This is a genomic window from Vreelandella neptunia, from assembly GCF_034479615.1.
GTDB classification, from domain to species: Bacteria; Pseudomonadota; Gammaproteobacteria; order Pseudomonadales; family Halomonadaceae; genus Vreelandella; species Vreelandella neptunia.
The window spans coordinates 1115541-1128100 of sequence record NZ_CP140255.1; the positions used below are offsets into that span (position 1 = coordinate 1115541).

Consider the following 12560-nt stretch of genomic DNA (forward strand, 5'->3'; position numbering starts at 1 on the left):
TAGCGGCTTATACCAACGTCAGGGTGACATTAATATTGCCACGGGTCGCGTTGGAATAGGGGCAGACAACATGGGCTTTATCGACCAGCTGCTGGGCAACGTCTTGCTCAAGGCCAGGCAGACTGATTTTTAGCTCGACTTCGATGCCAAAGCCGGTAGGAATGGCGCCGATACCAACGTGGCCATCAATTTTCGTATCCTGGGGTAGCTTTACTTTTTCCTGGCCAGCGACATGCTTTAGTGCGCCTAAAAAGCAGGCCGAGTAGCCAGCGGCAAAGAGCTGCTCAGGATTGGTGCCATCACCGCCTGCGCCTCCCAGCTCTTTGGGCGTGCTGAGTTTAACATCCAGCGCGCCATCGGACGATTTGGCTTGGCCTTCACGGCCGCCGGTAGCGGTGGCGTGAGCACGGTAAACAACATTTTCAATAGTGGTCGTCATTTGCTATCTCCTGTCGGTATTTTCATTATGAACTTACGCTATTAACTTAGCGCAGCTTTATTTTGCGCGCAATATAAACGCCAAATAAATCGCTACGCCCTGCGCCAAAAAGCAAAGGCTACTGGTTCTTTTGCAGGCTATCACGCAGCCGCACTAAGTCCTCTTTAAGCATGGTCAGTGCCTCAATTGACTGCTCGCTGGCATGCACCACACAGCTGGGAATATCGCACGCCTGTTCGCGCAACGCTTTGCCTTTGTCTGTGAGGTAAAGCTCTACTACGCGTTCGTCTTCATGGCTGCGTTTGCGATTCAACAGTTGATCGGCTTCAAGTCGCTTAAGCAGCGGCGTAAGTGAGCCAGGGTCTGTTAGTAGGCGCTTACTCATAGTGCCTACCGTGATGCCATCGTTTTGCCAAAGCACCAGCATCGCCAGGTATTGCGGGTAAGTTAGCCCCAACTTTTTGAGCAAGGGTTTATAAACTTTGGTCATCATCAACGAGGTTGAATAGAGCGCAAAGCAAAGTTGGTGATCGAGCTCTAATTCGCTACAAGATGGTTGCACAAGTATGGGTTCCGATCCGAAATACGTAGGGTAATGTAGCGCGGGAAGCAGTTAGTGGCTATCCCTAGACGTTGGTCGTAAGTTGGCAGTTTTGTTTTGACACGCACAGGGCAGGTAGCTAGCCTTCGCTTACTGGATGTTACCGGTAACAAGTTGCCGTTCATTGAATCAGCCATTAACAACCTCGCTATTAACGACTCAGCTATTAACAACCCAGTCATTAACAACAACGAGTATTTGGAGATAACGCTATGACACCTATTTGGCGCAACACACTGACCTTCGTCGGCGCGACCACCCTGACATTTGGTATGGCTCATGCCCAGAGCCCTGAGCTTTCTGATCCTCCTGAGATTGAAGGCGAGGTAGTTGGCGACCACGGCTCGCATACTTTGCGCATGGGCATCGGCCTTGCGGAAAGTTCGCCACAGTACCTATCCAGCCAATACTTTGGTGAGATTCTGGAGCAGCGTACCGACGGCCGTATTACCGTTAATGTCTTCCCTAACAGTCAGTTAGGTGATGACGTTCAAATGATGGAAATGCTGCAAACCGGTACGCTGGATATGACCTATCCTTCCAGCTCTGCCACCACTGGTTACGTTGAAGAACTAGCCGCTTTCGATCTGCCGTTCCTGCTCCCTAGCCGTGAAGCAGCCGTGGCTGTGATGCAGAGCGATGTGGCCCAGGACATGCTGGATGCCTTTGAAGGTACCGGTCTGAAAGCGCTCGCCTTCTCTGAGAATGGCTATCGTCAGCTCTCGAACAGCGCACGCCCGGTGGCGAGTCCTGAAGACGTTGCAGGTCTAGATGTGCGCGGTTTAAGCGTACGTACCATGGAAAACCCGGTGCACCTGGCAATTTGGGAAGCGTTAGGCGCCAACCCAACGCCGATGGCCTTTGGTGAGCTGTTCTCTGCCATGGAGCAGGGCGTTGTTGATGGCCAGGAAAACCCATGGAGCACCATCCTCACCTCTAACTTCCATGAGGTGCAGGATTATGGCACTGAGACGCGTCACGTCTATACTCCCTTTATCATGATGCTTTCTGAGCGTACCTGGGATCGTATGGCGCCCGAGTACCAAGAGCTGGTGCTGGAAGCGGCGCGTCAGTCCGCTGAATATGAAATTCAGCTTTCTGCTGAATACGATGATTGGTCACGGGATCAGCTTGCAGAGCGCGGAATGGAAATTACCCGCCTGGACGATGAGCAGTTAGCCGCGTTCCAGGATGCCGTTCAACCGGTTTATGAAGAGTGGGCGCCGCGTATTGGTGAAGACCTGATCGCCGACATTCAAAAGATTGTTGAAGAGAGCAGCAACTAAACCTTACGTTTAGCGCACTACTCGGGCAGGCCATTGGGCCTGCCCGACGTGTCAGTGCCCTGGAGCTCCTATGTCACTCTCCTCTACACCCCCAAATACCCCCACGCCGATTGAAGATCCATCGGTGTATCTGGATGACCCTAATCGCAAGTTGCTGGAAATCGATACCGATACTCGCCAAGGCCCGGCATTGTTCCGCTGGATGACTTTAGGCATGGAGTATTTGATCGGCGCTATTTTAGTGGCGTTGATTGTGTCCGTTTCCTGCAACGTGGTGGGACGTGCGTTGTTTAATAACTCGCTGCCGTGGGCGGATGAGCTCGCGCGTATGCTGTTTATATGGCTGGTATTTATCGGTGCCGCTGCGGCGTTTTCCCGTTACGAGCACATTGCCGTTGACGCTCTTGTACGGCGCCTGCCGCTGCGCTTGGCGCATATGCTATATCTGCTGCAGCACCTGATTATTACCGGCCTCATGGTAGTGATGATTTGGGGCGGCTACCAAGTATTGGCACACTCTAGTGGGCGTTCGGCGATTATGGACGTGCCGCTGAGCTTTATCAGCCTTTCGCTGGTGCTATGCGTCATTTTTATTGCGGCGGTATCGATGTGGCGAATGTGGGTCAGCCTGAACGTTATTCGACACCCTGAGCGGGAGCGCTAATCATGCTATGGATTTTTCTGGCTATTTTATTGGCCTCCATCGTTATCGGGCTGCCCATTGCCTTTGGCCTGGGCGTTGCCGCGTTGGTGATGGCGGTACTCTCTGATATTCCACTGTCGATCATGATCGAGCAGTCCATCCGCGGGGTAAATAGCTTTCCGCTGCTGGCAATTCCGTTCTTTATTTTAGTCGGTGAGGTGATGAGCAATGGCGGTATCGCTCGCCGCTTGATGGAGCTGGCTGGCGCTATGGTGGGCTTTATGCGCGGCGGGCTAGGGCAGGTTGCTATCACCGGCTCGATGTTCTTTGGCGGCATCAGTGGGTCAGCGGTGGCCGATACGGCCGCTACCGGTGCGATGATGATTCCCTCTATGAAAGAACAGGGGTATACGGCTGCCAATGCCACCGCAATTAATACCGTATCGTCAGTAATCGGGATCATTATTCCACCCTCGATTCCTCTGATTCTCTACGGCATCGTCACTGAGACTTCCATTAGCCGCCTGTTTATCGCCGGTATTATCCCCGGCCTGCTGATTGGCTTTGCGCTGATGGTGACCACCTATATTCTTGCCAAAAAGGATGGTGGCGGCGTGCAGCAGTTCCGCTGGGATCGTCTTTGGAAAGCCTTCAAAGATGCCTGGATGGCGCTAGTGCTTCCGGTGATTGTGATTGGCGGTATTATTGGCGGCGTGTTTACGGCCACCGAAGCCGCCGTAGCGGCACTGCTCTATTCGCTGGCTATTTCGCTGGTGGTCTACCGCGAATTCAAGCTTAAAGAGCTTGTCGGTATGCTGATTCGTACGGCCCGCTTGACCGGTATGGTCATGATGTTACTGGCGTTTGCGACGGTAATCGCTTGGTTCCTGACCATTAATATGGTGCCGCAAACCCTGGTTAGCCAAGTTCAGTCGATCACTCAAGACCCGTTTATGCTGCTGTTGATTGTGGCCTTCTTGCTGCTGTTGGTGGGATTTGTGATGGACTTGACTCCGGCAATGGTAATTATGGCGCCTATGCTGGCTCCCATTGTCACCTCGGTGGGCGTTGATGCGGCTTACTTCGGCGTGCTGATGGCCTTTGTATTGGGCATCGGGTTATTAACCCCACCGGTGGGCACCTGCCTCTATGTAGGTTGCGGTGTAGGTAAAGTTTCTATGGAGTCGTTGGTCAAAGCCATGCTGCCTTACTATGCGGCTCTATTGGTGGTGTTGGTGATCCTGGTCGCTTTCCCAGGTATCGTTACCTGGCTGCCCGACCTCACCGCCGTGCGCGGCAATTAATAGGAGAGCCTCTGTGAAGACCCTCTCGCATCGTATTTTGGTGATGGGCGTGTCCGGCTCAGGGAAGTCGCACATTGGCCAACAGTTGGCGCTAACCCTAGGAGCGACCTTTATCGATGGTGATGACTACCACTCGCCCGCTAACGTTGCCAAAATGGCTAGCGGCAAGCCGCTTAACGACGATGACCGGAGCGAGTGGCTGGATACCTTGGCGGCGCTGTTTGCCGAGTATCGGGCAAAGAGTGAATCGCTGGTGATTGCTTGCTCTGGGTTGAAAAAACGCTACCGCGATCGACTGCGACAGGGCGACTCAGCGTTGCAGATCCTGTATTTAGAGGGCAGCCGGGAGCTACTGCTTGAACGGCTTGAAACCCGGGCCGGGCACTTCTTTAAAGGTGATACCATGTTGGCCAGCCAGCTGGCCGACTTGGAACCACCGAGTAGAGAGGAGGCCTTCAATGCCTCGATTGCTTTATCGCCCCAAGTGATCGTTACGCAATTTGCTGCCACATTGTCGACGCCCAGCCACTCGCTAAGTTAAAAGGCAGGAATAAGCATTAGGGTCGCTGCTGGTTAGGCTAGGCCCTATCGCTTACACGTTGCATAAGGCAGTCACTTTTTGAAGAAAAAACGCCCAACCCTGCAGGATATCGCCAATCACGTAGGGGCTACCAAAATGACGGTAAGCCGCTGCCTGCGCGACCCTGAAACGGTCTCGGAAGGCCTCCGAGAGCGTATCTTCTCGGTTGCTGAGCAGATTGGCTATATTCCCAATCGCGCACCGGATTTGCTCTCACGGGCGACCAGCCACTCCATCGGGGTGCTGGTGCCGTCGCTTACCAATCAGGTATTCGCCGATGTCATCCTCGGTATCGAAACGCTGACGGAGCCGGCAGGTTATCACCTAATGCTTTCCCACTATGGCTATAGCCCAGAGCTTGAGGAGCGGAGTCTGGCATCTTTGCTCTCCTATAACGTCGATGGGGTGATTCTGTCTGACCGTGACCATACACCGCGCAGCCTGCGCATGCTGGAAACCGCCGGCATTCCAATTGTTGAGATCATGGACACCCACCGCCCTCCGCTGCAGCAGGTAGTGGGCTACGATAACGTTCAAGCGGCGTATGACATGGTGAGTGAGATGATCCGACGTGGTCGACGTCAGGTGATTTATCTGGCGGTGCGCTTGGATGAGCGCACCCGACAGCGTGAGCAGGGCTACCGTCGCGCCATGGAGGAGCATGGATTAACACCCGTCACCTTACAAAGCACTCAGCGCTCCTCTTACAGCGTGGGGGCGGCGCTGCTGCAACAGATAATCGTCGATTATCCAGCGGCGGATGGCCTGTTCTGCACCAACGATGACGTGGCAGTAGGGGCCTATTTCGAGTGCCAGCGGCGGGGGATTGATGTACCTGGGCGGATGGCCTTGGCTGGCTTCCATGGCCACGACGTGGGGCACGTTATGACGCCACGGCTTGCCAGCGTAGTCACTCCGCGTCAGGCCATAGGCGAAGCGGCAGCGGCGGAATTATTGGCGCGGATTCGTGGAGAATTGCTAACCCAGAAAGTGGTTGATTTGGGTTACCGTATTGAAGTGGGAATGACCTTATAGAGCGCGTTATCGAGTAGCCGTTAGCGGCGTAAATGACTAAAGTAGCCTTTTACTTTTGTCGCGAGGCCGTCGTGCAGATTACTCAACTCAATATTTACCCCGTCAAATCGCTAAAAGGCATCAGCGTGACTCAAAGCGAGCTGCAAGAGCACGGACTAGCCTGGGATCGCCGCTGGATGCTGGTGGATGCGCAGCAGCGTTTTGTGACCCAGCGCCAACTCCCGGCGCTTGCCACCGTTGAGGTCGCGCTGACCGATGAGCACTTGGTGCTGTCGCATCCTAACGTCGAGCCGTTGAGCGTACCGCTGGCCGAGCCAGAGGGAAATTTGCGCCTGGTCAGTGTGTGGAATGACCACTGTAAAGCTCTGCCAGAGAGCGATGAAGTATCGCACTGGTTGGTTGCCGCCTTGGGCGAGCAGGTTCAGGGGCTTAGCATGGTGCGCTTTGCTACCGAGTTTACCCGTGCCGTTGAAGAGGATTTCCTTGATGGCGGGGCGGCGCATACCTACTTCTCTGACGGCTACCCCTTCTTGATTGCGACTACAGGGTCGTTAGACGCCCTGAACCAGGCCTTAGTAGCAGGTGGGCACGCCCCCGTGCCCATGAACCGCTTTCGGCCCAATATCGTCGTAGAGAGTGACGAGGCTTGGGCGGAAGATCACTGGGCAACGTTGACTGAGCAAGACGGCGCCTTTCAGCTAGCGTTACGCAAGCCCTGCAAGCGCTGCAAGATTACCACCATCGATCAGCATACCGCGGCAGTGCCTGCCCCAGCTGAACCGCTGAAAACCTTGATTGAACTCAACACCCAGCCCACCTTAAAAGGCGCCCACTTTGGCCAAAACGCTACGCTGGTAGCCGGCGACGGCAGTGTTATTCGCGTGGGTGATAGACTGACAGTAACAGCCCGCAGCGTCTAGAAAGCTCAGCATACTAATAGTTAAAAATGCGTTTTTTAACTTGTCAAGATAGACGGATTGATTAATTTGTCGTTGACGCTTTTATAGGGAGTCTCTAGTGTCCGAGACTCTAGCACACTAGTATTTTTACACTGTGGGGAAGCGCCGTGGATCTCGCAACATTGATTGGCTTGGTAGGGGCTGCTGTCTTAGTAGGCACTGCTGTGATTATGGGCACTTCGCCAGAGGTGTTCATGAACCCCACTGGGCTGCTGCTAGTGGTAGGGGGAAGCCTGTTTGTTGTATTGGCTAAGTTTAGTATTACGCAATTTAAATTCGCCTTTAGAGCCGCTGCCCGGGCGTTTAAGTTTCAACTGCCAAGTATTCAAGAAAGTATTGATGAGTTAGTAGAGCTATCAAAGGTGGCGCGCCGAGAAGGCATGATTGCTCTAGAAAGTCGCGAAGTCAGTTCGCCGTTTTTGCAGAAGGGCCTGCAAATGCTGGCCGATGGCTACAGTGCCGAGATGATAAGAGACATGATGGAAAAGGAGCGCCTGCTTACTCTTGAGCGTAATCAGGCGGGGGGGCAGGTATTTTCAGCCCTAGGCGAGGTGGCTCCCGCCATGGGCATGATTGGTACACTGGTAGGCTTAGTGCAAATGCTTTCCAATATGGGCGACCCATCGCTCATTGGCCCGGCCATGGCCGTTGCTCTTCTAACCACTTTGTATGGTGCGATGATCGCAACGATGATCGCCAGTCCTATCGCGGATAAGCTTTGGGTGCGCATGAATCAAGAAGCCAAAATGCAGGAGCTGTGGATTGATGCGGTGCTGGCCATTAAAAGCGATAAGAACCCGCGCGTACTGGAACAAATGTTGACGATATATCTCCCACCAGAACATCGCAGCGCAGCTGACGCAGAAGCAAATACTACCGCAGGCGAGCAGACGTAAAAAATGGCGCAAAAACAGACCAACATCCCCGCCTGGATGATTACCTACGCAGACTTAATGTCACTGCTGCTGTGCTTTTTTGTGCTATTGCTGTCGTTTGCGGAAATCGATGCGGAAAAGTTTCGTCGAGTGGCGGACGAATTGTCCAAAGCCTTTGGCGTTCAGCGCGAAGTTGAAGCGACACAAGTACCTATGGGAACCAGCGCGGTAAAGCAGCATTTCTCTCCAGCAGTGCCTGATCGCACCTTGGTAGATGAAGTGCGTCAGCAAACAATGCAACAGCGACCGCAGCTTGAGTCAATGCGCGATAGTCAGGAAGCCCAGCGCCACCTGCAAAGCCACCAATTGGCTCAGAATGTTGAAAAGCTGCTCGAAACATCGTTGCCAGAGGGCGCGACTGAAATTGATATTGATCAGTTTCGTGTGGTGGTGCGAATTTCCGAAAATGGCACCTTTGGGTCGGGTAATGCCACCGTCACTTCGGCCTTTGAGGACTTATTACAGTCGCTAGCAACCCTTCTGGCCGATGTGCCTGGAACGATTTCCATTGATGGGCATACTGATGATGTGCCTATCCGTACATCCCAATTCCGCAGCAATTGGGATCTTTCGGCAATGCGAGCCGCTTCAGTGGCAAACGTTCTCACCGCGACCGGTGCGCTGGCACCTGAGCGGCTAATCGTTCAAGGCTTCGCGGATACTAGGCCATTGGCCTCTAATCTGACCAACGAAGGCCGAGCCGAAAATCGCCGGGTTGAGCTAATGATTGATCTGGATGCGGCTGTTGAAGAGCGGGGCGAGCGCTCAGTGGAGTCATTGCAACCCGTTTCTTCCGATCCTCTTGAGTCTGCCGAGACCGATTCAACACCCTGATTCGGCATAAGCCGCGGAATCAGCTACGCTAGTAACTCGGTAATCGCAGTTACCGAGCCTTATCGGAGCCTAATCGATAAGCTAACTATCACAGGAAAGGAGAACAGTATGGATAGTAAAGCAAGTGCACGCTGGGAAGGTGGTTTAAAAGACGGTAAAGGCAATGTGTCTACTGAAAGTGGTGTGCTAGATGCGGGCTACTCGTTTAAACAGCGCTTTGAGGGAGAGCCTGGTACCAATCCCGAAGAGCTGATCGGCGCGGCACACGCCAGCTGTTTCTCAATGGCGCTCTCCATGATTTTGGGTGAGAAAGGCTATACCGCTGACGCTATCGAAACCAGCGCCAAAGTGACTCTTTCCCAAAGCGATGCAGGTTTTGATATCTCGAACATTCACCTGGACGTTGTTGCTGAGATCAGTGGCGCTGATGACGCAGCATTCCAAGAAGCAGCGGAAACGGCTAAAGCCAATTGCCCTGTTTCCAAAGTACTTAATGCTGATATTAGCATGACGGCCAAACTGAAAGCCTAATTTTGTCTAGGCTGTACTTTGCTTATAAATAGGTTGTGTTTTGACATAGATGGCTCGCGTATAAACAGTGTGCGCGAGCCATTTTGCTAACTAAACGCATTTTAGGTTTTTGATTATTTCTTTGTTATCTTAAATGACATGCATTAAAAAGCCTTGGCAATTGCCAAGGCTTTTATCTTATGACTAGTGCTTACTTGTCTTCGTCTCCGTCACGGTTATACTCTTCAGCTGCTTCAAGCGCATCTTCTGATGCATTAACGGTAATGACATAATCATCGCCATCTTCGTCTTTAGTCAGCTCAAGTGAATCCCATTCAATCGCAACGTTTTTCTCACCCATACCTAAGAAGCCACCAACGCCAACAACAACAGCATTGATTTGGCCGTCTTCACCAATCACGAGGTCAGTAATGGTGCCGATGTCTTCGTCATCTTCGACGCTGCTTTTGACTTGATTGCCGGTTAAGGCGTCAGCGTGGAATGTGTTTTCTGGCGTTTCCGTTAGGTAAGTCGCTTCCATGGTCGTGGTGTTTTCTTCAGCATTTACACTGCCAGCGGCAAACATAAAGGCTGGAACCATGAGAGTACCTAGAATAGCGGGTTTGATCATTTTCATTTTGCTTGCTCCTTGCGATTTTATTGGGCTTAACGACTCCGCGTAGCAACCCGAATAAATCAATAGTGACGGTATTGGCTTCGTTTAAAATAAGCGATGGCAATGCCGATACTATTATTCCTAAGTGTGTTAATTACCCTAGCTACTTAATGCATTGGGAATTAGTGCATTGGATAATTAACGCTATCTTGCGCTTCACTGCGTCAAGACAACTATCAGGTTAGTCGCTGCGTTCAAAAATACAACCATTAAAGTGAAACTTTTAGGTAACACCACCACTGCTGTTCGGCCCTCATGGGCCTACACCCGCGCCGTCATGCCACAGGCTGTTGAGTTGACCCGCCCTCGCTCAGTGTTCATATTCGTCTCCAAATGGCTCGCTTTCTATCCTCTGTTTGATAAAAGGTTTGATAAAAGTGAGGTCACATAAAAAGGAGAACCCTGACCATGATTTCCCACCCTTTGCAGTGTTTAAAACAGTTCTGCGTTAGCAGCGTTGCGCTAGGCGCTTGGCTATTAGCCTCAAGTGCTGTGGCCGATAGCAGCGAGCTTCCCAAAGGGCATTTTCTACTGCCTGAAGAGGGCAACATGGTGGGCCAAGTGTATACCGTCACGGCGACCGAAGAGGATACGCTGCTGGATATTGCTCGGGCACACAACGTGGGCTACGAAGAAATTCGTATGGCCAACCCGGATACCAGCCTCTGGGTACCGGGAGAAGGCACCGAAGTGACGATCCCCGGGCAGTATATTCTTCCCGATGAAGCGCGTAGCGGCATTGTGATTAACGTGGCAGAGCTACGCCTTTACTACTACCCCGAGGTAGCAGAGGGCGAGACGCCGCGGGTCGAAACCTACCCTATTGGTATCGGGCGGGATGCTTATAACACCCCACTTGGAGTTACCGAAACCACTATGCGGCTTGAAAACCCGGCCTGGTATCCACCTGAGTCGATTCGTCGTGAAGCCGCCGAGCGGGGCGACCCAGCCCCTGCGGTAGTTCCCCCCGGTGCCGACAATCCCTTGGGTGAATACGCTATTTTGCTGGATATCCCCGGTTACCTGATCCATGGCACCAACCAACCAGATGGCATTGGTATGCGGGCTAGCCGGGGCTGCATCCGCATGCACCCGGAAGATATCGAGTCGGTGTTCTGGCGTGTGCCGGTAGGCACCCAGGTCAATATTATCGATTCGCCGATCAAAGTAGGCTGGGGTAAAGAGGGGAATCGCTACATTCAAGCCTTCACCGCCACGGATGAGCAAGTATTTGGTATGGAAACGCTGTTAAACGTAGTTGGCTTAATTGAAAAGCATGACGGGGGTAATGCCTCCAGCGTCAACTACGAGCAGGTAAGTGAAATATTAGAGCGAGCGAATGGCCAGATCGTGCCGATTAGCTAAACGATGGTGCAGCGCTAGCGTGCTGGGTCCAAAACCCCTCCCAGCGATGCGTTGCGCCTAAACCAACCCGCAATGCTGGTACGCGGGCAGCGAGTTGGTAGCACTTCATGGGGAATGGTCTCAGATAAGAAGCAGGCGAAGGTGCCCGCTTCGGGTACCACCCGGGCGACCTCTTGTCTGGGGTCGTCGGGGTGGTAGATCACCATCTCACCGCCACCGTCGCTGGGCCAGTCCGGTGTCAAATAGCCGACCGTAGATATCACGCGGTTGGCACGGCCTCGAAAGCTATCCAGGTGACGTTGATAAAAAGCGCCCGGTGGATAGTGGGCAAAGTGGGCCTCGTACTCAAATAAGCCCAAAAACAGCGCCTGGTTAAGCGCCTGCTGTAGCTCGCTCATGGCGTCTAAGTATCGCCGTTGGGCAGCGCTTTCTCGATCAAGCCAATGAATAGCGTCACCGCGGATATCTTTACGCAGTAGGTGCTGTTGTCCGCGACCAATGCCCGCTTCATCCAGTCCGTTATAGGCCGCCCGCTGGAGAAGCTCATTATTCAGCGCGCCGCATAGCTCCAAGTCAATAGCCCCGCGGCCTACATACCAACCCTGTTCAACCAGCGCATCCACAAGAGCGACCTGCGTCTCGGGCTGAAGCGCAGGTGACGACGTAGCAACACTAGGGATCATTGGTTGGATCTCGATGGCGCCGAATCAGGAACGCTTGTAGAGAGTTTAGATAGACGGTTTTTGCGCTCAGGGTGGTGGCGCAGCGGCCCCTGGGGGCGTTGATATAAATCAATCGGCATACCGAAGCCCTCGGCCAGTAACTCGACCAGCATCATGGCAGATAATCCCCAAATCACATGGCCGTCCACATGATAGCTAGGCACGTAGTGGGCAACGCCATCCACGGTAATCACGTCGGTATGGGTGCGGTGATCGTCTAGAAAGTGACTTAGTGGCACTTCAAAAATAGCGTCTAGCTCTCCTGGGTCGGCGATCAGCGGTAAATCCGGCGGAATAATGCCCACCCAGGGGGTAACGCGAATACCGTGCAGCGAAATAACGTCCGACAGCCTACCTAGGGGTTGCACCAGCGCGGGGTCGAGGGCAATCTCCTCTTCTGCCTCGCGCAGTGCCGTGGCGTAAAGGTCGCTATCAAAGGGCTCGCGCTTGCCGCCAGGGAACGCCACTTGGCCGCTGTGGGTGCTCAAGTGGCTGGCCCGGCGGGTAAACAGTAAGGTAGGCGCTGGGCGTTCGACAATCGGCAACAGCACGGCGGCCTCGGGCATCACTATGTGATCCAAGCGTTGAGGAGTCAGCTGTTGCAGCTGTTTGCGCAGTTTCTCTAACATGGGGTATCCCGTTACTTTGTTCTCTTTTACCCAGCAGCGGTC

General features: G+C 53.3%; 15 protein-coding genes. 10 read left to right on the forward strand and 5 right to left on the reverse strand.

Going from position 1 to position 12560, the window contains the following annotated elements; translation table 11 throughout:
* Positions 1 to 7: 7 nt before the first annotated feature.
* Positions 8 to 439: an organic hydroperoxide resistance protein gene (locus tag SR894_RS05115; protein WP_133731219.1), complete on the reverse strand. Its 432-nt coding sequence runs from the start codon at positions 437 to 439 to the stop codon at positions 8 to 10.
* 118 nt (positions 440 to 557) lie between these two features.
* A complete protein-coding gene (locus SR894_RS05120) occupies positions 558 to 1001 on the reverse strand; it encodes a MarR family winged helix-turn-helix transcriptional regulator (protein ID WP_133731218.1) in 444 nt (147 codons plus the stop codon).
* 251 nt (positions 1002 to 1252) lie between these two features.
* On the opposite strand from SR894_RS05120, the gene SR894_RS05125 reads away from it, so the two are divergent.
* The 9 genes from SR894_RS05125 to SR894_RS05165 all read left to right on the forward strand — a co-directional run bounded on the left by SR894_RS05125 (position 1253) and on the right by SR894_RS05165 (position 9147).
* Positions 1253 to 2326 carry a TRAP transporter substrate-binding protein gene (locus SR894_RS05125; RefSeq protein WP_133731217.1) on the forward strand — a complete coding sequence of 358 codons (1074 nt, stop codon included), beginning with the start codon at positions 1253 to 1255 and terminating at the stop codon, positions 2324 to 2326.
* A 70-nt stretch (positions 2327 to 2396) separates the two neighbouring features.
* Positions 2397 to 2990 (forward strand): TRAP transporter small permease, encoded by a 594-nt coding sequence (locus tag SR894_RS05130; protein WP_133731216.1) that lies wholly within the window; start codon positions 2397 to 2399, stop codon positions 2988 to 2990.
* Between the two features lie 2 nt (positions 2991 to 2992).
* Positions 2993 to 4273, forward strand: coding sequence for a TRAP transporter large permease (locus SR894_RS05135; RefSeq protein WP_133731215.1), 1281 nt, complete (start codon positions 2993 to 2995; stop codon positions 4271 to 4273).
* 13 nt (positions 4274 to 4286) lie between these two features.
* Complete coding sequence (locus SR894_RS05140) at positions 4287 to 4814, forward strand: gluconokinase (protein ID WP_133731214.1); 528 nt, start codon at positions 4287 to 4289, stop codon at positions 4812 to 4814.
* A gap of 78 nt (positions 4815 to 4892) precedes the next feature.
* The gene (gntR, locus tag SR894_RS05145; RefSeq protein WP_133731213.1) at positions 4893 to 5888 is read left to right on the forward strand and encodes a gluconate operon transcriptional repressor GntR; all 996 of its coding nucleotides are present in this window, start codon (positions 4893 to 4895) and stop codon (positions 5886 to 5888) included.
* A 71-nt stretch (positions 5889 to 5959) separates the two neighbouring features.
* Positions 5960 to 6808 carry an MOSC domain-containing protein gene (locus SR894_RS05150; RefSeq protein WP_133731212.1) on the forward strand — a complete coding sequence of 283 codons (849 nt, stop codon included), beginning with the start codon at positions 5960 to 5962 and terminating at the stop codon, positions 6806 to 6808.
* Between the two features lie 146 nt (positions 6809 to 6954).
* Positions 6955 to 7743: a MotA/TolQ/ExbB proton channel family protein gene (locus SR894_RS05155; protein WP_133731211.1), complete on the forward strand. Its 789-nt coding sequence runs from the start codon at positions 6955 to 6957 to the stop codon at positions 7741 to 7743.
* A 3-nt stretch (positions 7744 to 7746) separates the two neighbouring features.
* Positions 7747 to 8616 carry a MotB family protein gene (locus SR894_RS05160; RefSeq protein WP_133731210.1) on the forward strand — a complete coding sequence of 290 codons (870 nt, stop codon included), beginning with the start codon at positions 7747 to 7749 and terminating at the stop codon, positions 8614 to 8616.
* A gap of 108 nt (positions 8617 to 8724) precedes the next feature.
* Positions 8725 to 9147: an OsmC family protein gene (locus tag SR894_RS05165; protein WP_133731209.1), complete on the forward strand. Its 423-nt coding sequence runs from the start codon at positions 8725 to 8727 to the stop codon at positions 9145 to 9147.
* A 190-nt stretch (positions 9148 to 9337) separates the two neighbouring features.
* Here SR894_RS05165 and SR894_RS05170 read toward each other — a convergent pair whose 3' ends face one another.
* Complete coding sequence (locus tag SR894_RS05170; protein WP_133731208.1) at positions 9338 to 9763, reverse strand: PRC-barrel domain-containing protein; 426 nt, start codon at positions 9761 to 9763, stop codon at positions 9338 to 9340.
* A 447-nt stretch (positions 9764 to 10210) separates the two neighbouring features.
* Here SR894_RS05170 and SR894_RS05175 point away from each other — a divergent pair, with 447 nt between their 5' ends.
* Complete coding sequence (locus tag SR894_RS05175; protein ID WP_133731207.1) at positions 10211 to 11167, forward strand: L,D-transpeptidase family protein; 957 nt, start codon at positions 10211 to 10213, stop codon at positions 11165 to 11167.
* Between the two features lie 14 nt (positions 11168 to 11181).
* Here SR894_RS05175 and SR894_RS05180 read toward each other — a convergent pair whose 3' ends face one another.
* Complete coding sequence (locus SR894_RS05180) at positions 11182 to 11850, reverse strand: 2OG-Fe(II) oxygenase (RefSeq protein ID WP_133731206.1); 669 nt, start codon at positions 11848 to 11850, stop codon at positions 11182 to 11184.
* Positions 11847 to 12518 (reverse strand): CoA pyrophosphatase, encoded by a 672-nt coding sequence (locus SR894_RS05185; RefSeq protein WP_208862665.1) that lies wholly within the window; start codon positions 12516 to 12518, stop codon positions 11847 to 11849. Before SR894_RS05185 ends, SR894_RS05180 begins: the two co-directional genes overlap by 4 nt.
* Between the last annotated feature and the right edge of the window lie 42 nt (positions 12519 to 12560).

Excerpts from the sequence above, each read along its gene's own strand:
- SR894_RS05185 (WP_208862665.1), bottom strand. The coding sequence starts at position 12,518 with ATGTTAGAGAAACTGCGCAAACAGCTGCAACAGCTGACTCCTCAACGC.
- SR894_RS05125 (WP_133731217.1), top strand. The coding sequence starts at position 1,253 with ATGACACCTATTTGGCGCAACACACTGACCTTCGTCGGCGCGACCACC.
- SR894_RS05130 (WP_133731216.1), top strand. The coding sequence starts at position 2,397 with ATGTCACTCTCCTCTACACCCCCAAATACCCCCACGCCGATTGAAGAT.
- SR894_RS05180 (WP_133731206.1), bottom strand. The coding sequence starts at position 11,850 with ATGATCCCTAGTGTTGCTACGTCGTCACCTGCGCTTCAGCCCGAGACG.
- SR894_RS05165 (WP_133731209.1), top strand. The coding sequence starts at position 8,725 with ATGGATAGTAAAGCAAGTGCACGCTGGGAAGGTGGTTTAAAAGACGGT.
- SR894_RS05170 (WP_133731208.1), bottom strand. The coding sequence starts at position 9,763 with ATGAAAATGATCAAACCCGCTATTCTAGGTACTCTCATGGTTCCAGCC.
- SR894_RS05160 (WP_133731210.1), top strand. The coding sequence starts at position 7,747 with ATGGCGCAAAAACAGACCAACATCCCCGCCTGGATGATTACCTACGCA.
- SR894_RS05135 (WP_133731215.1), top strand. The coding sequence starts at position 2,993 with ATGCTATGGATTTTTCTGGCTATTTTATTGGCCTCCATCGTTATCGGG.
- SR894_RS05115 (WP_133731219.1), bottom strand. The coding sequence starts at position 439 with ATGACGACCACTATTGAAAATGTTGTTTACCGTGCTCACGCCACCGCT.
- SR894_RS05175 (WP_133731207.1), top strand. The coding sequence starts at position 10,211 with ATGATTTCCCACCCTTTGCAGTGTTTAAAACAGTTCTGCGTTAGCAGC.